Source organism: Marinomonas profundimaris (assembly GCF_000508165.1).
GTDB lineage: Bacteria > Pseudomonadota > Gammaproteobacteria > Pseudomonadales > Marinomonadaceae > Marinomonas > Marinomonas profundimaris.
Genome location: NZ_AYOZ01000003.1, coordinates 1 through 18497, shown reverse-complemented (window position 1 = coordinate 18497; position 18497 = coordinate 1). Strand labels below are relative to the sequence as shown.

General features: G+C 45.3%; 20 protein-coding genes. 15 read left to right on the top strand and 5 right to left on the bottom strand.

The genetic code is table 11. The features are described 5' to 3' along the window. Nucleotides 1-51 precede the first annotated feature (51 nt). The 5 genes from D104_RS22040 to D104_RS22020 are packed head-to-tail and all read left to right on the top strand — an operon-like array spanning nt 52 to nt 4950. Nucleotides 52-1032, top strand: a complete 981-nt coding sequence (locus D104_RS22040; protein ID WP_024022819.1) for an ABC transporter permease — start codon at nt 52-54, stop codon at nt 1030-1032. Next, nucleotides 1029-1967, top strand: coding sequence for an ABC transporter permease (locus D104_RS22035; protein ID WP_024022818.1), 939 nt, complete (start codon nt 1029-1031; stop codon nt 1965-1967). Before D104_RS22040 ends, D104_RS22035 begins: the two co-directional genes overlap by 4 nt. A 1-nt stretch (nt 1968) precedes the next feature. After that, complete coding sequence (locus tag D104_RS22030; RefSeq protein WP_024022817.1) at nt 1969-2970, top strand: ABC transporter ATP-binding protein; 1002 nt, start codon at nt 1969-1971, stop codon at nt 2968-2970. Continuing rightward, on the top strand, nt 2967-3977 hold the full coding sequence (locus tag D104_RS22025; RefSeq protein ID WP_024022816.1) for an ABC transporter ATP-binding protein: 1011 nt from the start codon (nt 2967-2969) through the stop codon (nt 3975-3977). The genes D104_RS22030 and D104_RS22025 overlap by 4 nt, the downstream gene beginning before the upstream one ends. Before the next feature lie 37 nt (nt 3978-4014). Next, nucleotides 4015-4950: a LysR family transcriptional regulator gene (locus tag D104_RS22020; protein ID WP_024022815.1), complete on the top strand. Its 936-nt coding sequence runs from the start codon at nt 4015-4017 to the stop codon at nt 4948-4950. 33 nt (nt 4951-4983) lie between these two features. On the opposite strand, the gene D104_RS36955 is transcribed toward D104_RS22020, so the two are convergent. After that, on the bottom strand, nt 4984-7317 hold the full coding sequence (locus D104_RS36955; RefSeq protein ID WP_024022814.1) for a bifunctional diguanylate cyclase/phosphodiesterase: 2334 nt from the start codon (nt 7315-7317) through the stop codon (nt 4984-4986). Between the two features lie 180 nt (nt 7318-7497). On the opposite strand from D104_RS36955, the gene dbpA reads away from it, so the two are divergent. The 4 genes from dbpA (at nt 7498) to D104_RS37370 (ending at nt 10957) form a co-directional block, all read left to right on the top strand. Then, nucleotides 7498-8880: an ATP-dependent RNA helicase DbpA gene (gene dbpA / locus D104_RS22010; RefSeq protein ID WP_031214454.1), complete on the top strand. Its 1383-nt coding sequence runs from the start codon at nt 7498-7500 to the stop codon at nt 8878-8880. Beyond that, nucleotides 8880-9278, top strand: a complete 399-nt coding sequence (locus D104_RS22005; RefSeq protein ID WP_024022812.1) for a VanZ family protein — start codon at nt 8880-8882, stop codon at nt 9276-9278. Before dbpA ends, D104_RS22005 begins: the two co-directional genes overlap by 1 nt. Nucleotides 9279-9369: 91 nt before the next feature. Next, entirely contained in the window at nt 9370-10671 is a 1302-nt protein-coding gene (guaD, locus tag D104_RS22000; RefSeq protein ID WP_024022811.1) for a guanine deaminase, read from the top strand. A 121-nt stretch (nt 10672-10792) separates the two neighbouring features. Further along, entirely contained in the window at nt 10793-10957 is a 165-nt protein-coding gene (locus tag D104_RS37370) for a hypothetical protein (protein WP_024022810.1), read from the top strand. On the opposite strand, the gene D104_RS21995 is transcribed toward D104_RS37370, so the two are convergent. Further along, the gene (locus D104_RS21995) at nt 10954-11457 is read right to left on the bottom strand and encodes a hypothetical protein (RefSeq protein ID WP_024022809.1); all 504 of its coding nucleotides are present in this window, start codon (nt 11455-11457) and stop codon (nt 10954-10956) included. The two genes, D104_RS37370 and D104_RS21995, sit on opposite strands and share 4 nt — an antisense overlap. A 223-nt stretch (nt 11458-11680) precedes the next feature. Between D104_RS21995 and D104_RS21990 the strand changes: the two genes are divergently transcribed. Beyond that, nucleotides 11681-12910, top strand: a complete 1230-nt coding sequence (locus tag D104_RS21990; protein ID WP_024022808.1) for a multidrug effflux MFS transporter — start codon at nt 11681-11683, stop codon at nt 12908-12910. 209 nt (nt 12911-13119) lie between these two features. After that, nucleotides 13120-13263 carry a hypothetical protein gene (locus tag D104_RS37365; RefSeq protein ID WP_024022806.1) on the top strand — a complete coding sequence of 48 codons (144 nt, stop codon included), beginning with the start codon at nt 13120-13122 and terminating at the stop codon, nt 13261-13263. A 134-nt stretch (nt 13264-13397) separates the two neighbouring features. On the opposite strand, the gene D104_RS21985 is transcribed toward D104_RS37365, so the two are convergent. Genes D104_RS21985 through D104_RS21975 form a run of 3 tightly spaced genes read right to left on the bottom strand, consistent with a single transcriptional unit; the run spans nt 13398 to nt 14823 of the window. Then, on the bottom strand, nt 13398-13856 hold the full coding sequence (locus tag D104_RS21985; RefSeq protein ID WP_024022805.1) for a hypothetical protein: 459 nt from the start codon (nt 13854-13856) through the stop codon (nt 13398-13400). After that, nucleotides 13846-14382 carry a type II toxin-antitoxin system MqsA family antitoxin gene (locus D104_RS21980; protein ID WP_024022804.1) on the bottom strand — a complete coding sequence of 179 codons (537 nt, stop codon included), beginning with the start codon at nt 14380-14382 and terminating at the stop codon, nt 13846-13848. Before D104_RS21980 ends, D104_RS21985 begins: the two co-directional genes overlap by 11 nt. Before the next feature lie 9 nt (nt 14383-14391). Continuing rightward, a complete protein-coding gene (locus tag D104_RS21975) occupies nt 14392-14823 on the bottom strand; it encodes a hypothetical protein (protein WP_024022803.1) in 432 nt (143 codons plus the stop codon). Between the two features lie 874 nt (nt 14824-15697). Here D104_RS21975 and D104_RS21965 point away from each other — a divergent pair. The 4 genes from D104_RS21965 to D104_RS0118645 are packed head-to-tail and all read left to right on the top strand — an operon-like array spanning nt 15698 to nt 18257. Beyond that, nucleotides 15698-16090, top strand: a complete 393-nt coding sequence (locus D104_RS21965; protein ID WP_024022801.1) for a phage tail protein — start codon at nt 15698-15700, stop codon at nt 16088-16090. Beyond that, the gene (locus tag D104_RS21960) at nt 16074-16283 is read left to right on the top strand and encodes a tail protein X (RefSeq protein ID WP_024022800.1); all 210 of its coding nucleotides are present in this window, start codon (nt 16074-16076) and stop codon (nt 16281-16283) included. Before D104_RS21965 ends, D104_RS21960 begins: the two co-directional genes overlap by 17 nt. Further along, on the top strand, nt 16274-17317 hold the full coding sequence (locus tag D104_RS21955) for a contractile injection system protein, VgrG/Pvc8 family (RefSeq protein WP_024022799.1): 1044 nt from the start codon (nt 16274-16276) through the stop codon (nt 17315-17317). The genes D104_RS21960 and D104_RS21955 overlap by 10 nt, the downstream gene beginning before the upstream one ends. 55 nt (nt 17318-17372) lie before the next feature. Further along, the gene (locus D104_RS0118645; protein ID WP_024022798.1) at nt 17373-18257 is read left to right on the top strand and encodes a hypothetical protein; all 885 of its coding nucleotides are present in this window, start codon (nt 17373-17375) and stop codon (nt 18255-18257) included. Nucleotides 18258-18497: the final 240 nt, after the last annotated feature.

Genomic DNA, 18497 nt, shown 5'->3' with positions numbered 1-18497 from the left:
CTTAATACAAACGTTTGCCGTTCAAACAACAAGTGGGAATAAAGCCAACTAATGCTGATTTTTTTGCTCCGCCGCTTAATTCAAGCTTGTTTCGTCATGATCATCATCAGTGTGATTAGCTTTGCGATACAAGACAAGCTAGGCGACCCAGTACAACAAATGGTTGGCATGTCTGTATCAACAGAAGAACGCAACCAACTCCGGAATGAATTAGGCTTAAACGATGGCTTCTTCAGCCAGTATTGGCGTTTTGCCAAAGGCGCCATTCACGGCGATCTCGGCACATCTTATTACTACAAAGAACCGGCTTTGGATGTCATTTTCAAAAAGCTCCCCGCTACGCTAGAACTGGCCTTTTGCGCAATATTAGTGGTCATCCTTGTCGCAACGCCATGCGGTGTGTTGGCGGCCATCAAGCCCAAACACATTGTGTCGCGACTCCTCATGATCATGAGCTCTATCGGCCTCTCCGTGCCAATTTTTATCATCGCGATATTCATGGTGTACATTTTTTCTATCGAATTGAACGTAGCGCCAAGCTTTGGCCGAGGTCATACCACAGAACTGTTCGGCTTATGGGAAAGTGGCATTTTTACAAAAGACGGACTCAAACATTTATTGCTCCCAACCTTCACGCTCGCCATTGCATTAATGCCGATTTTTGTTCGTCTTATACGTGCAGAAATGATGGAAGTTCTGCAATCTGAATACATACGTTTTGCGTGGTCAAAAGGCTTATCAGCCTCACGTATTTATTTTGTTCATGCGCTAAAAAACACCATGCTCCCAGTGATAACCGTCGGCGGTATACAAGCGGGCACCTTAGTGGCTTACACTATTTTAACGGAAACCATTTTCCAATGGCCCGGCATGGGATTTTTGTTCATGGACGCCGTGAGCCGAGTGGATACACCGCTTATTTCTGCGTATTTGATCGTGGTTGGTGGCATGTTTGTTATCACTAACACTGTCGTCGATTTAATCTACGGTTTAGTCAATCCAACCGTACGTTTAGCGAGTCATGGACTATGAAGTATCCGAAGAAAGACCTCATCCACCCAATTTCGGGTAGCCGATGGAATCATATTTGGTCAGGCTTCGTGGGTGATAAGCTGGCGATGCTGGCACTGATAATTTTCATATTTTACGTACTTGTCGCTCTGCTTGCGCCGCTTGTTGCGCCTTTCGACATTGCCGATCCAGCCTTTATGGATTTAATGAACGCTGAAATTGCACCAAGCTGGATAAGCGGTGACAGTCAGTTTTTACTAGGAACCGATGCCCAAGGGCGAGATCTACTGTCCGTGATTTTATATGGTACTCGGTTGTCTCTTACCATTGGGATTTGTGCGGTATTAATCCAGGCCACACTCGGGATTTGCATTGGTCTTGTGGCGGGGTATTTAGGCGGTCGAATTGATAACTTTTTAATGCGCTGTGCCGACATCCAGCTATCTTTTTCAAATATGATGGTCGCGATTGTCTTTCTGGCCATTTTCCAATCTTTATTTGGCGTAGCTCGCTACCAACAACTCGCCATGGTGATTCTAATACTCGTCATCGGCTTAACGGAATGGCCACTTTTTGCCCGAACCATTCGCGCCTCCGTGTTAGCGGAAAAACAAAAAGAATACGTCGATGCCGCAAGAGTCATGGGCATCAGCTCAAAACGCATTATGTTTCGTCATATTTTGCCCAATACCTTGTCGCCCATTTTGGTTATTTTTACGGTGCAAATTGCAAACGCCATTGTGGCGGAAGCCGCCTTGTCCTTTTTAGGGCTAGGAATGCCAGCAACAGAGCCGTCGCTTGGCTCACTCATTTCAGCAGGGTTTGCCTACATGTTTGCGGGGTCATGGTGGATTTGTGTGATACCGAGCGTCACGCTGATTATTTTAATCTTGGCGATGAACCTACTTGGGGATTGGTTGCGTGATCACCTAAATCCAAGGGCATACAAAGACTAATATGAATTTATTAAGCGTCAGTAATCTAAACGTCAACTTTCATATGAAAGAACAAGAGCTCGCGGCCCTGATTGATGTCAGTTTCACCCTAAACCGCGGCGAAAGAATTGCCATTGTGGGCGAGTCTGGCGCAGGAAAATCCGTATTAGGCTTCTCCATCGTCAACCTAATTGGCAAACCTGGCTACATTGCATCTGGCTCGATCAAACTGGAAAACAAAGACATCACCCAAATGAATCTGCGACAGTTGCAAGAAATCCGTGGCAAACGCATCGCGATGATCTTCCAAGATCCGATGATGACGCTCAACCCCGTGCTGACTATTGGCGATCAGTTGGTCGAAACCATCCGTAGTCATACCAAAATATCGTATAAAGATGCGCGAAATATTGCCATCGAAAAACTTCACAACGTTCAGATTGCGTCCCCTGAAAAACGTTTTGACCAATACCCACATGAACTGTCTGGTGGCATGAGGCAACGGGTCATCATTGCCTCCGTGTTACTGCTTAACCCTGACATTATTATTGCGGATGAACCAACCACGGCGTTGGACGTTACGATTCAAGCTGAAATTTTGCAATTACTGCTGGCTATTTGTCGCGATAATGGCGTTGCACTGGTGTTAATTAGCCACGATCTCGGCGTCGTATCTAAAGTCGCCGAGCGAACCATCGTAATGTACGCCGGACGCGTGGTAGAAGAAGGCCCAACGCTTGAGATCATCAACGACCCACAGCACCCTTATACGCAAGGCTTACTCAATGCCTTGCCGCAAATGACGCTGCCAGGCCAACGATTAAACCAAATTCAAGGTAGCATGCCCTCTTTGGCAGAAAGACCTTCGGGATGCGCTTTTCACCCTCGTTGTCCCTACGCCACAGAACGATGCAGACAAGAGCAACCCAGCTTTATTTACAGCGGCGTCTCCAGCGTGGCCTGCTTTCTAGTAGAAGACATGCTTAATGAGTTTGCCGAACAAGATAAGGAGGTCAATGAATGACTCGACCTCTCATTCAAATTAGTGGCCTAGAAAAGTCCTTCACCTCTAATGAGGGCTGGCTCGGCCAATGGCGCTTCCATCAAGGCAAGCTCACCAGACAAAAAGACAGCGTACACGCACTAAATGGTGTAAACCTGACAATTAACCAAGGTGAAACCTTGTGCGTTGTTGGGGAAACCGGCTGCGGAAAATCAACACTGGCGCGAGCCATTATGGGGTTAACCACGCCGACCGCAGGCGAAATCCACTATCTTGATCAGCGTATCGATCAATTAAACAATCGCCAACGCATGTTCTTCCGTCGTCGTATGCAAATGGTTTTTCAAAACCCTTACGCGTCCTTGAACCCCAGAATGACCGTGTACCAAACGCTTAGCGAACCCATTTCGTTTCATAATCCACAGCTGTCTCGCGCCCAAGTGGATGAGCAAATTGACGAGCTGCTCGAATCTGTCGGCATTTCAGCGTCCAGCTCGGACCGTTATCCCCATGAATTTTCTGGCGGCCAACGTCAACGTATTAGCTTAGCTCGTGCGTTATCGGTGGAACCGGACTTTATAGTGGCGGACGAACCGCTGTCGGCATTGGACGTTTCTGTGCAAGCTCAAGTCCTCAACTTGATGATGGACAAACAAGAAGAGCGCAATCTTAGTTACCTTTTTATCACTCATGATCTGGCCGTTGTGGAGCATTTTGCCACCAGAGTCGCCGTCATGTATTTGGGTCGCATTTGTGAATTAGCTCCGACAAATACGTTATTTAACTCACCCAAACACCCGTATACTCAAGCCTTGCTATCGGCCATTCCGCGATTAGACAGTAACACCGCTCAACCTATTCGATTAATTGGTGAAGTGCCAACGCCCACAGAAAAACCCATTGGCTGTGTGTTTCAAGCCCGTTGCCCATACGCCAATCAGCGCTGTTATGATGTGTCGCCCGAAATGACACTACAAAGTGACGGCAGCAGCGTCGCCTGCCACGCCATTGAAGAGGGTCGACTATGATGCTCTTACTTATGACTTCTGTTAAGCAGGAGGTCTCATGGAAATAAGATGGCTTGAAGACTTTATTGCGCTTGCGAAAACACGTCACTTCTCGCGCGCGGCTGACGAACAAAACGTCACGCAACCGACCTTTAGTCGACGCATTAAGTTGCTCGAAGAAGAAATGCGCGTCACCTTGATCGACCGCAACACCTTGCCGTTATCATTGACGCCCGCAGGGGAAGTGTTTTTACAAAGTGCCGAGTTGATCACAAGACAACTCAGAGACACAAAAGAACGCTGCCAAGAAATCCGAAAGCAAGAAGAGTCTCAAATACGCTTCGTCACCACTCAAACACTGTTCCTTAGTTTCTATAAAGAAGTGATCGAACCTTTTTGCCAAGACATTGACATGGATTTGGACATCAACATGAAGTCCAGCTCTTGGCTTGGCATTGATTTCGTCAATTCATTAATGGAGCAGCAATGCGACATCATGCTCTGCTATTGGCACCCTGCCATTAACTTCATTCGATCATTGGATGACGAGCAATACGAGTACATCGTTATCGCGGAAGAAACACTTATTCCGTGTAGTGCAACGGACACAGATGGTGAACCAAAATTCACCCTACCCGGCGCCAAACGCAAACCATTGCCTTATATTGGTTATTATGAAAATTCATTTTTGCAACCAGTGATCCATCATCACCTGCAAAGACAAAGAGACATTCCGCAGCTGCAAACGCTCTCAGAGAACTATCATTCAGTCAGCATAAAAGCCATGGTGAAAGAAGGGTACGGTATTGGTTGGATTCCAAAGCGACTAATGCTAGACACGTTGAACTATGGGAAAGTGGCGTTGGCAGGAGAAGAAAACTGGCATATTCCATTAGAGATACGCCTATATCGCTCTAAATTTAATCAAAACCCAAATCTCACTCAATTTTGGGAAGCGCTTAAAGAAAAAATTGCACGAAGCGGCCCACTCTAAATCGCGCCGCTTTTCCGGTTACTGCTTTGCCCGCTACTCAAGGCCCTGTTCATTTAGCGCCACAATCATTGGGTCACGACTCATGGTGTTTGCGCCAAGGGCTTTGCTGAACAAATAACCTTGGCCAATGTCACAACCAAACGCTTTTAGCATCTGCAGCTGATCTGCATTGGTAATCCCTTCCGCAATGACTTTAAGGCCCAAATCATGGCTCATACTAATAATCGCGTGGGTTAAAGCTTCATGCTTTGTGTCTTCGATAATATTACGAATAAAAACTTGGTCTATTTTGACGTAATGAAATGGCAAATCTTTCAGATAACTTAAGCTCGAATACCCAGTGCCAAAGTCATCAATGGCCAACTTCATTCCAAGACGACTAATCTGACGCAATAGCTCTGCACAGCCTACTGCATCTTCAATCAAAATGGATTCCGTCACTTCGATTTCTAAAAGGCTGGGGTCGATTTTATACTTGTCCAACAAAGCCAATAGTTTTGGTAAAAAGTCGACTCGCTTAAGCTGTGCAGCCGAACAGTTGACCGCGATGGGTGGCACGATAATACCCAGCTCTTGCCATTCCAAAATATGCTTAAACGCTTGTTCAAACACCCAATCACCCAAGGGGATTATAATGCCGGTTTGCTCTGCGATAGGAACAAACTCGGCAGGTGAAACGGACCCAAGCTCTTCGTCATTCCAACGCAACAATGCTTCCATACCAACACAACGTTCTGTAACAAGATCCACTTTCGGTTGAAAATGAAGTTCTAGATTTTCTTTCGATATAGCTTGTCGAAGACGCGTTTCGATCCTCACATTACGGGCAAATCGACGCCCCATTTCACCATCGTAAAAGTGGTAAGTGGCTCGTCCAGATGTTTTTGCCTGATACACGGCCATGTCAGCATTTTTGATCAGGGTTACACCATCCAAACCAAACTCTGGGTACAGCGCCACACCGATTGAACAGCCAATGTCTAGCGTCAATCCGTCGACGAAATAGCTCTGACTGAGTTTTTGTATGACATCTTTTGCCAATGCGTCCAGCGGCGTCTGATCTTGACTGTCATCAAGAACCAATAAAACAAGAAAGGCATCGCCACCCAAATGACCGACAATGGCCTTTTCAGGCAAAACAGACACTAATCGCTTAGAGACCTTAGTCAATAATTTATCGCCTAATTCATGCCCAAACGCATCATTAATGGTTTTGAAATGGTCTAAGTCCAACACCAGTGTCGCTAATTGCTTGCCTTCTTTTTCACAAAGAAGAATCTGATCATTTAACTCTTTTTGGATTTGATAGCGACTCAACAATCCAGTTAGTTCATCCACTTCAAGACGTTTTTTAACCAAGCTGAGTGCGGAGTAATAGGTTGACGACAATTTTCGCGTGTAAAGCGATAAAACTAACGCCAACAAACAAAAAATAAACAAGGGCGCCATTACTACCCACCAGTTTATCTGCGCCATTATGCTCTGTGTAGGGGATGTATCTATCCGCCACTCGCGCCCAGCAAAGAGAATATATTGGGTGTTGTAATGCTCTTTTTCCCACACCTTAGTATCCGCAGAATCGGAAAACCACACAGGGGATTTCTTCGTTGCAATATCCGCCATGCGATAAAATAAATCACGGCTTTCAGACGGCCCAACCGTCTTCAACAAACTGTCTACTGTAAAATACGCGCCAACAATACCGTGAAAACCCACACTGTCTGCCATCTGCTCAGAACGAATATCAACAGGTAAAAAAATCGGCGTCCGTAGAACAAACGTATTCACTTTGCTACTTTGTTCTCCATCAAAAGACGGAATACTTATGGGGTTGGATAAGGTTAATCCCAGAGAGTTTCGAGCAGAGCTGATAGAGTCATGATTAAGGTATTCGGCCGATAACAAGTCGTATCCATACGTTATTTTATCGGGAAATCTCAAGGTGATCGGCAAGTATTCGTGTCTCTCGCCTTCAGGAGAAATGCGAAAGCCCGTGTCATTCATAGAAGCATATTGACGCGTTTCGAATTCGCGTTTCTGATGGCCCGGCACGTATTGTGCAAAATAGAAATTGACGCCGGGAGAACCATTAAAGCTTTGGACAAATCGAGAAAAACGACCGGGGGACACATCCCATTCACTCGTTTGAATAAGCGCCACAACGGAAGCCTGCTCCGCCGCGTATTGTTTCAACCCATCTTGAAGTTTTTCGGTAAACAGAGCACCCAATACGACCCGTTTTGATAAAATCCGATGCTCTTCTTCAAAATAAAGAGCAAGGCTTGTCGCAATCCCGAAGAAAAAAACAATACAAAAAACAATGTAGTGAGCTTTGTTACTTTTTATACGGCTTTTTAAAGGAATCATTGTTTACCCGTCGATTTTTTCCAAATAATAAAGTGTTTCCATACACCACTTTATTCGCATCTATTTGCTACTCTACCTAAAAATCGTGAAACCGACACGGAATAAATGGTTAAGAACAGTATTTATGCCGTTTTTCTGATATCCTCCGCCTATTATTTACTCTATTTAAACAGGCCTTTTGTGACCCAATTTAACCACGCTTTAACCAACCTTCTTCCAACCAAACTGACAACTTTACTCTCGGACATGGGATTTACAACGTTTACCCCTATTCAAGAGCAAAGTTTGCCACCAATGATTGAAGGTAAGGACATCCTTGCTCAGGCACAAACAGGCAGCGGTAAAACCTTAGCATTTGCTATCGCCCTTTTACTCAAAATCAACCCACGTTTTTTTGGTGTTCAGGCATTGGTTATGTGCCCAACACGCGAGCTTGCAGACCAAGTATCGAAAGAGATTCGCAAAGTAGCGCGCTACCAAGACAACATCAAAGTACTGAGTTTATGTGGCGGTATGCCATTTGGCCCACAAATTGGTTCACTAGAACACGGTGCTCATATTGTTGTCGGAACTCCTGGTCGTTTAATGGAACACTTACGCAAAGGCACGCTTAAACTCAATGCGCTAAATACATTGGTATTAGATGAAGCTGATCGTATGTTGGACATGGGCTTCGTCGACAGCATTCGTGAAGTCGTTGAACTAACACCAAGCAATCGCCAGACGCTGCTTTTTTCCGCTACTTATGGCGACGGCATTGAAGCGATCAGTACCGAGTTTCAAAACCAACCCGTTAGCATCAAGGTTGAAGCGCAAGAAGATTTGAAGCCAAACATTGAGCAGTTTTTTGTGCGCAGTGAAAACAAAGACAAATGCGAAACATTGCTCGCGACATTGCAGCATTTTGAACCTCGCCAAGCCATTGTTTTCTGTAACACCAAAGCCGAATGCCAGGTCGTTGCCGATTGGTTAGCGGAACACAAAGTCGCAGCGCAAGCTATTCATGGCGATTTAGAACAACGACAACGTGATCAAGTATTGGTGCGTTTTAGCAACCAAAGTAGCTGTGTTCTTGTAGCCACCGATGTGGCGGCTCGCGGTATCGACGTAAAAGAGATTGACCTTGTTGTGAACTACGACACAACGCGTGATATTGATGTGCACACGCACCGAATTGGTCGGACTGGCCGTGCGGGCGCTGCGGGTATTGCCGTTAACCTTGTGACCTCAAAAGACGATTACAAAATCCGTGATATCGAGACCCGCTTTAGCATGACGGCGAACTTCGTTGAACTTGAAGCAATCGACCCACACTATCGTTTGGTACCACTCAAAACCACCATCTCTTTTGATGCTGGACGCAAAAACAAACTTCGTCCAGGCGACATACTGGGTGCGCTCACAGCGGGCTTAGGTTTGGATAAGTCTCAAGTCGGCAAGATTGATATTTTCGATTTCCACGCGTATGTTTCCATCGATAACGCGGCGGCTAAAAATGTTGTCAAAGAATTTGAGAACAAAAAAATAAAAGGCCGCAACATTCGAGCTCGCATCCTTCGCTAATGCCTCGTAAACGCCTTTTAAGCTTTTACCAAACTCCGACAGCACAAGCTGTCGGTTTTGTATTGGGCGCCATCATCATTAGTTTGGCGACGCTCACACCTGCCGACTTTCTCCCGCCAACGCCCGGATCCGATAAACTTCACCATGTGTTTGGTTTCGGCGGATGGGCGTTACTCTGCGCATTTGGCCCAGTGAAACGCTTCCTTTGTATGGCCTTATTTATCGCTTTTTGGGGCGGTATGATTGAATTAATTCAGCCCAGCGTGAACCGATACGGTGAATGGCTCGATTTCTACGCTGACACACTGGGTGTTGTGCTCATCGTCGCTGGCCGACTGCTAACTGTCTATTTTATAAAATCAAACGACAAGTTTCTTAAATCGAACGACAAGGTTTAATGAAAGCTCGAAAAAGACCTGATAAAGTATAACCATTCGGTCAAATATCGAGTCATTTTACCCTTTAAGAAAAACACCTAAGAGAAACATAATGAGCCATTTGAAAGCTTGGCGTGCTGCCATTGTTCACTGTATCGCAGACCCGAAAGACGTGGGCGTCGATGCCGCTTATGAGTACTTTGACGATGGCGTATTAGTCATTGATGGCGATAAGATCCATGCCCTTGGCGATGCGAAAACACTGCTTGCCAGCCTACCAAATGATCTCGTCATCGAACATCATCCTGACGCCATTATCACCCCGGGCTTTATTGATACACACATTCATTATCCGCAAACCGACATGATTGGCTCCTATGGTGAACAGTTGCTGACATGGCTCAACACATACACTTTTCCTGAAGAACGTAAATTCAGCGACAAAGCGCACGCCCGTGACGTCGCCGATCGATTTTTAAAAGAGCTGCTGCGTAATGGCACCACCACCGCCTTAGTGTTTGGCACGGTTCATAAAGTGTCGGTTGATGCCTTTTTTGAAGCCAGTGAAGTACACAACCTTCGAATGATTTGCGGCAAAGTGATGATGGATCGCAACGCGCCAGATTACCTAACCGACACGCCAGAAAGCAGCTACCAAGAAAGCAAAGAGCTTATTGAAATATGGCACAATAAAGGTCGATTACATTACGCAATTACCCCTCGTTTCGCACCAACCAGTTCAGATGAACAGCTACAGCTAGCAGGTAAATTACTCAGCGAATACGATGACGTATACTTGCACACACATTTGTCTGAAAACAAAGACGAGTGTGCGTGGGTGCAAGACCTTTTCCCAAACAGCACCAATTACTTAGACGTTTACGATCAACACAAGCTTCTGAGCGAGCGTTCTGTTTTTGCTCATGGCATTCACCTCTGCGACAACGAATACCACAGATTACACGAAACAGGCTCTGCCATTTCATTCTGTCCAACCTCTAACCTCTTTATTGGCAGCGGTTTATTCAAACTGGGCAAAGCCGAAGAGCATAACGTAAACGTAGGATTAGGCACAGACGTGGGTGGCGGCACCAGTTTTTCTATGCTGCAAACCATGAACGAAGCCTACAAAGTCATCCAGTTACAAAATGAGAATTTAAACCCAATTAAATCCTTGTATTTGTCGACACTGGGCGGCGCTAAAGCCCTTCGATTAGAAGACAAAATTGGCAACCTCGCCGTTGGCAGCGAAGCAGATTTTTTGATTCTGGATAAAAAAGGCACACCGCTGCTTGAGTCACGTTTAGCCTTGTCTAAAAACATTGAAGAGAGTTTGTTTGTACTGATGACCATTGGCGATGATCGCGCGATTCAAGCCACCTACTCTGCTGGAGTATGTGTTCACCGACGCTAAAATTTACTACTCGTCTCTCAAAATATAAAACGGGCACATGACGCTTAAATTCTGACAGCGCTTTAAACGTGACCGTTTTTTTATATAATCATCACAACCCATTTCATTGAGCACAAATATTATGCATTCACTTGCCACGGTTGCACTTGGCGCCTTCGCTATTATTTTCTTTTGCGCCGCGTTAATCGTTGGTCTTATTGTTCTTAAAAAATACAAAGCAGAACAGATACGCCTCAATCGCCTCGTTAAAGACAGAACGGATGCGCAGAAGAGAAGTAAAAGCTAGGGATAAAGCCTGACAATGCCACTTTTTCCTTCTATATCACCAAGAATCCACACTTTTTCAAACGCATGCGGTACGGGCATGGAGATCAAATGCTCAAGCGCTTTGATCTCCTCTTGGCGCCACGCTGGATGCGTATTTCGAATCACCAACCACACACGTTTCGTCTGATAATGTTTACCGGATTTATTCTCTAAAATACGGTTCAGCGATCGAAGTAACCGTTCTTCCGCGGGTTCGTCTTTTAAAGTATGCAAAGTAGCCCGTGTTTTTTCCGTCAAATTTCGCCCAAGAATCGCCATGGCTTCTTCCTCGGAGCCATAAAGATGCGCAATTTCGAGATCCAAGCACTCCCCTTCTAGCATGCAAGATACATCTGGACGAATGGGATTATTGTGCCAAATATGACGAAAATGCTTGCCCGTATTTCGCTCATAACAACGCATAAAAAGCTTGGCCGCTTGATGCTCCAACTCAATTTTTTCTTGATCACTGTTATGCATAACGGTTTCCCAACGTCCGAACATCGACCTAACTGAGTGGTTATCTTACGAACTCGGCAAGAGAATCACAAAGCCAAAATATAAAACCACCCTGTTCACTTCCTCATTTCATGCACAAATTGGTAAACTGAGTTTTGTAAAGCCTGAGTATAATACTCAGCTATTAATAGGGCTCGAATCATTCGCCGTCCTACAAAACAACCTGTTTTCTTTGGATACTATTATGGAAAATGCGCACAACAACACATCCGCGTCTGGCATGGAAGCGAAAGAGTTCACCCTCTTAGTCGCGTTACTCATGTCGATCACCGCTATTTCTATCGATGCGCTACTGCCCGCTTTGGGTATCATCGGCAAGGATTTAGGAGCGGTTACCGCCAACCAACCACAGTTATTAATTAGCATGTTGTTTCTAGGTTTGGCACTCGGCCAGCTTATATGCGGGCCGTTGTCTGACGCTTTAGGTCGCCGCCCGATTCTATTTGGCGGCTTTGCCTTATATCTTGTTGGCACTGTCGTATGTCACCAAGCAGATAGCTTAGAAGTGTTAATGCTAGGTCGTTTCATTCAAGGGCTCGGCGTTGCTGGACCGTACATATCTGCAATTTCACTGGTAAGAGACTTATATCACGGCGCTCAAATGGCTCGTATTATGTCCTTGGTGATGATGATCTTCGTCTTAGTTCCGGCCATTGCACCGACACTTGGTCAAGCCATTATGCTGGTCACCGACTGGCGTGGTATTTTCACACTCTACCTTGTTTACGCAGCCTGTCTTATTGTTTGGATTTCATTTCGATTAAAAGAAACCCTGCCAAAGTCCAACCGTATTCCTTTTACTCGAAAAGGGTTTTATGAAGGCTTTAAAGAAGTCGTTACCAATCGAATTACGGCCAGCTATACCCTTTGTATGGGGTTATTTTTTGGTAGCTTTATTGGATACCTAAATTCCTCCCAACAAATTTTTCAGGTGCAATTCAACACTGGCAACTTGTTTTCTTTCTACTTTGGTTTATTAGCCTTAGTGTTGGGTTTTTCTTCGCTGATTAACTCGCGCATCGTTGAAAAACACGGCGCGAAATACATCGCATTCCGTGCTATTTGCCTTGTTGTTATCACCTCCATTGTGTTCTTCGCGTTACACGGATTTATGGCAATCACCTTATGGATGTTCATGGCTTACGCGGCGGTGCTCTTCTTTTGTTTTGGCCTGCTATTTGGCAACGTCAACGCACTGGCAATGGAACCAATGGGGCACGTCGCCGGCATTGCGTCCGCTGTTATCGGCTCAGTATCTTCCATTATGTCCATGTCCATCGGTACCTTCATAGGTCAAATGTACAACAATACATTGATGCCTATTTCTGGTGGCTTTGTGATTACCGGAACGCTGGCGTTATGTCTAATGTTCTGGGCGGAAAAAGGACGCGTTGAAGAGGTCAGTGAAATATAGTTTTTAAGGATAAATACGAAACTATTGTAACAGGCGAATAATAATACCCGCCATGCTATGGATTTCCGTAACATGGCTGGCGCCAGTTTCACTTTTTTTAGTAGAGTACATTTTGTATATCCTTTTGAAACAACGCCCTGATTCCCAACTACACAATGTTTATCCTTAAAAATATCACCATCAGAGACATAGTCAATGGTAGCCGCGTCATGTTTTTTGATCGCATCAACGCCCTAGTTACCAATGACCTAAAAGCCCTGTTCGCCAAAACCTATGACTTTGACGAAGCACCTCAAGCCTACCAATACTTCTCAGAAGCTAAACACATAGATAAAGCACTGATTAAATTCTAACCTTGCGTAAATCACACTTCAGAAACAAAAAAAGAGAAGTCGAATGTCTTCTCTTTTTTTATTGGATTCTCTTATAAACAAAAGCCCATCAAATAGTGACTGTCTTTGACAGGCTTATTATTTATTCAATAAACTTACTTACTAAACTGTACGGTAGGTAACACGACACGGGGTAAGCGCAAACGTTCACACTGAGCACTTAAAAATTCACGCCAATACGGCCAAACATGAAAACTGGCATTTTTCAGTGCAAATTCATCGACAATATCTTGCTCTAATAGCTCTGCCATTTGATATTCAGCGATAAAGTCCGCTTCAATAAACGCTTTAATATTAGACTCCTCACTCTCGCTTGGAGACAACCAGCGGGTACCTAGACGAACATAAATTCTCACCAGCAATTCAGCATCATTCACTTGAAGCACTTCACTTTTTCGTACTGTATGCATTTGCTGAACAAGCAGCTCATCTAAATCGGTTGATTTAGGATCAAAATCGTCCTCGCACTGCGCTTGTGTCGATTTTAAGTAAACATCCTGAATCTTAAGAGTCTCGATGGCTTGCTGTAATTTCTTGCTGACTTTAGCTGCCATAACGCGCCTCATATCCAGTGGAATGGGAGGTAATAACCACAGTCTTAGCTTGAGCCCTATAAGTTGCAAGGTTAACAACGGTGACATTGTCCCACTGGACAACCCGCTTACTATGAACACCTGAATTTGCCATTAACTTATCCAATACGGTAGGCAATTCATCCGCCATTCGTAACAACTTATCCATTGCATCGGATTGCATGACATCGTCGGCTTCATATTTAGAAAAAGCAACGGGACCACCACCAAAGACTTTTGCAGCTTCGTCTTGGCTCAACCCCCAATCTTTGCGCAGATCTCGTACCTGCTTACCCGTTAATAAACCTTGTACCTGTTTTTTAAAAGACACCATGGCACGCTTATTAAAACGCGCTTCGGCTGCACCAGCTTGCTCGCTACCGCAAGCGTCACATTCTGAATAATGACTTTCAATACGGTCTTGCTGACCTAAATGCTCAACATCAATCCATTCAGCATGAGTATGTAATTGCCCAGCTTCACAAATCGGACACATTCTTTGTTTCATAACACTCCCCTACTGCGATAAATGACAAGAGACAAGTAGCAATAACTTCCCTGTCTTAGCAATCGCAAATTTCACATAATATTCGTAGCGTAGATGCTTATAAGCGTTGTCGTTCCACTCATCACGTAACAGGCGGTAACTATCACACGCAGCCCAAGGACCCGTTGGTTTTTGTACACACCACTCAGAATTGATGTATTCGCCTTTGGTTAATGCTTGTTTCAACAGCTCACGTACATCAGCAACATCAAAGGCCAATCGCTCAACATCTTGTATGCACTTACGAGTCCACAAATTGGTTTTGTTGTCACCCTGAGCTAGAAGCGCAAGAACATCGGCAACCCCATAAAGAGGACCACTTCTTATTCGAGATCTTCCATTGCCAACCTCAGCAGGCGGAAGCCCTTCATAAGCGCTAATATTTGATGCATTATTTACCATAATGGTAACTATATCCAGTAATATTCATTCTTTCCTTAGTTAATACAGAAAAAGAGACCTAAGCTCTTTTTCGTCCCTATATTACTATTACAACTCTACAAAGCTTGCTCGACTAATGCATCAGCAAGGTTCAGTTGCGTGGTTTGCACGTCGCTGAGTCGGGCTTTCAGCTGGCCGAAGACAGTTATTAACTCGTCGAACTCTCCAATCCAGAAAACTTCAACACAGCCCTCTAAGAGAGCGAGGTCAGTCTTTCTAGCACCCCTCCCTCTTAATTACCTTTATTCCTTTCCCAGCGCTTACCTTACTACCGAAGTGAATTGTCTTACTTGTTCGTATGTTCCTTAACTTATTATCAATTAAATATGATATTGGAATATAACCATTCACCTCTTCTCTGGGAATCTGGCTTAGAAACACTTTATCTAGTCGTCGGAGTGTTTTGGGGTAACGTTGGATGGGATTATTACACGAACATAAAAAATGGCTGTAAGTCCACAGAAATTGTTGACTATTTTTTTAGGTTTTCCGCGCCAGGAATTTTTGTATTCCCTATTTTTCTTTCAATTGTTCAAGCGACGGTTTCTACTTTTCAAGACGGCTTTGCGTGGGGATGGTATCAATTATTGTCATCAGGTGCTTGGTTTGCGGTAGTAATGTTAATTATGCTAAGTGGTTTCAATAAGCGCAGAGTACTTAACAAGTCAAGCAAGTCGGACGCTGAAAAGCGCGCCGATTCTTGAGGCGTTAAGTTTGGAGTTTGGGCTCAGAAAAAAACACCCTTAACCTCTCAAACCCAAACCAAATACCCCCAAGCCCATCCTTCGATGGGCTTTTTCGTTTCTGTCCTTCCATTTTTATCTAAGGAGTAATCATGCGTCAGATGATGTCGCTCGGTGGTTTTGTGTTTTCGCTGAGCGAAGGCACGCCATACGAGGGTTTGCAGCGTACTAGCGACGGCGGTTGGGTCGCGGTGGCGCGATACGGTCAAAAGCCGATGAGCCAAAACACCGGCCAACAGTTGGAAAACATCACCGTTACAGGCACGTGGTTTCAAGGCGATGGCATGGCGAATCTCAACGCTTTACGCGCCTTACAAAACCAGCGAGCGCCTTTGGTGCTGGCCGATGGCTACGGCAATAATTTAGGCCAATGGACGATCAAGCGCTTGCAAGAGAAGCAAGATAAGATCATCGACGACGGCACCGCCTTCGTCCTCGCTTTCACCCTAGAGCTAGAAGAGTACGCCAATGACAACCATCCGTAGCCGCGACGGTGACACCATTTCTAACATTCTGTGGATCGCCCTAAAACGCAACGACGACCAAGCGGAAGAAGCCTTGTTCGAACAAAACCCCGGCTTAGAAGCCTACGGGCCAGTGCTTCCCGCTGGCGTTGTGATCCAAATCCCCACCTTGCCAGACAAAGCAGCCGAGACGGTAACCAACCTATGGGACTAAACAATCCATCCAACTATTTGCCAAGCGTGCGCGTGAGCGGAGCAGGCGAGGGCATCATTAACAACCGCCTGACCTCGTGGGAGCGCATCGACGCCGCTGGCACACAAAGCGACCAACTCACCTTGCACATCGACACCACAGGGCAAACAGGTTTGCCGAAAGAGGGCGCCGTGCTCACGTGGCAAGAAGGCTACGGTGACAACCTCATCGACAAAGGCCAGTTCAAAATCACCCGAATCGTGCCGAAACTGTTTCCGCCCAGCGTGACGATCGTCGCCACCGCCGCGCCGTTTCAGGTAGAAGACAAGACCGGCTTTAAAGAGCGCCGCACTCGCACCTTCGAAAACGTCAGCCTTGCCGATCTGTTCCGCCAAGTCGTCACACCCCACGGATTCAGCCCACGGGTGGCCAAAGAGTTTGAAAGCGTCGTCCTCGAGCACATGGACCAAACCGACGAAACCGACAGCGCCTTCTTAACCCGCATCGCACGGGAACGGGACGCCATCGCCAAACCCGTCAACGACCTGTACGTCCTCGCAAAACGGGGCCAAGTCAACACCATCACAGGGCAAGCCATCCCGCCCGTCGTCGTCGGCGTACCGAGCCAGAACAAACCGAGCGAAGGCCAATTCATCAACTGCCAACTCGACCGACCCAGCCGCAGCGCCATCACCGGCGTCAAAGCCAACTGGACAAACAACAACACAGGGGAAGAACACACCGTACAAGTCGGCACCGCACCGTATAAAAAACTCCGCCAAAGCTACGACAACCCAACCACCGCCCAACAAGCCTGCCAAGACGACCTCATCAAAAGCCAACGCCAAGGCTCCAGCGTCACACTCGACTTACCAGGCAACCCCAAACTCGTCGCAGAAGGCATCCTCACCCTAAACGACACCTTCCCACCGGAAATGAAAGGCAACGGGTCCATCGACAAAGTCACCGCACGAGGCGACAGCAAAGCAGGGTATCGGTGTACTGTTGTCGCGAGTGAGATTGTTTGTGGGGTTAGAGATAAATCATTTGCTTAGTAGGGCTGCATGCTGGCATTATTTTTAGAAATAGGATTAGTTGATAGGTAATGTTATGAGGCTGGGTAACTTATTACCATTTGGTCAAGACATTGAAAGTGGCGAATTTGTTGATGTTGGAAATGTTCCGAATGGTGATAAATGCGGTTGTATCTGCCCTTCATGTAAAACCTTATTGACAGCTAGGCATGGTGAAAAAAATGAATGGCATTTCGCTCACAAAGTTAAGAAATCTCATAATTCAACTAAGGTTCCTTGTGACTTTTCTTTTTACGTATCTGTAAGAATGATGATACGTCAAATTTCACAAGCAGGATTGGACTTAAAAATCCCTTTACTTACAGTTCCTTCTCAAATTTATGATGAAAGCAAAAAAAGCATACTGCCAGATATTATGCATGTCGTTAGAACACAAGATATTAACCTTCAAGATATAAGGGTTGGTGAAATATTCTCTGGAGTTGTAGTTGATGTTCTGGCTACTGTAAGCGGTTATCCTTTCGTTATTTTTGTCAGTTACAAAGATAGGCCTGTACCTATTGAGCTATCTGACCCTAAAGAGTCAAAAGCAGGGGTAATTGAGTTTGAGGCAAAGGCATTACGAGAAGCGTTTCAGCAAACAAAAAATGGTCAATATTTAGAAGCTTTAAAACATTTCCTAATGAATGGAATTGAAGGAAAGCGGTGGGTTTATCACCCTAGATTTAAAGAAGTAAAGCAGAAAGCCTTTATTCAAAGTGAGAATGCACAAAAGCAAAAAAAACTTGCTGTACGAAAGGAAGGGCCTTCTAAAGACTGGGGAACGAACAGGTCTCCAACGTCATTAGCAAACGGCTACAAAAACAGCACTTTTGTTTGTAGTAACTGTCACTGTAAATGGAAATCAAATTCTGCTGTCTGTCCTCAATGTGGTACAGAGGCAAGGCCTTTTAAGTACTAAATAATTGGTCATGAATGAAGCTGTTTAATTTTACTCTGACCATATATTGAAGTGAAATTATTGATAGGGCCTGATGACGCTCCTTTTTTAGGAGATAAAGTCACTAGTTCAAATGCTGAAAGTACGATTTGGTATGGACCCAGTTTCCTAGACAGTTTCTAGCTCCGTAAAATATCGCTTTTCATATTGCAGTGGCGATAATCCATCATTGGATCCATGGTGTCGCTTTGGATTATAAAA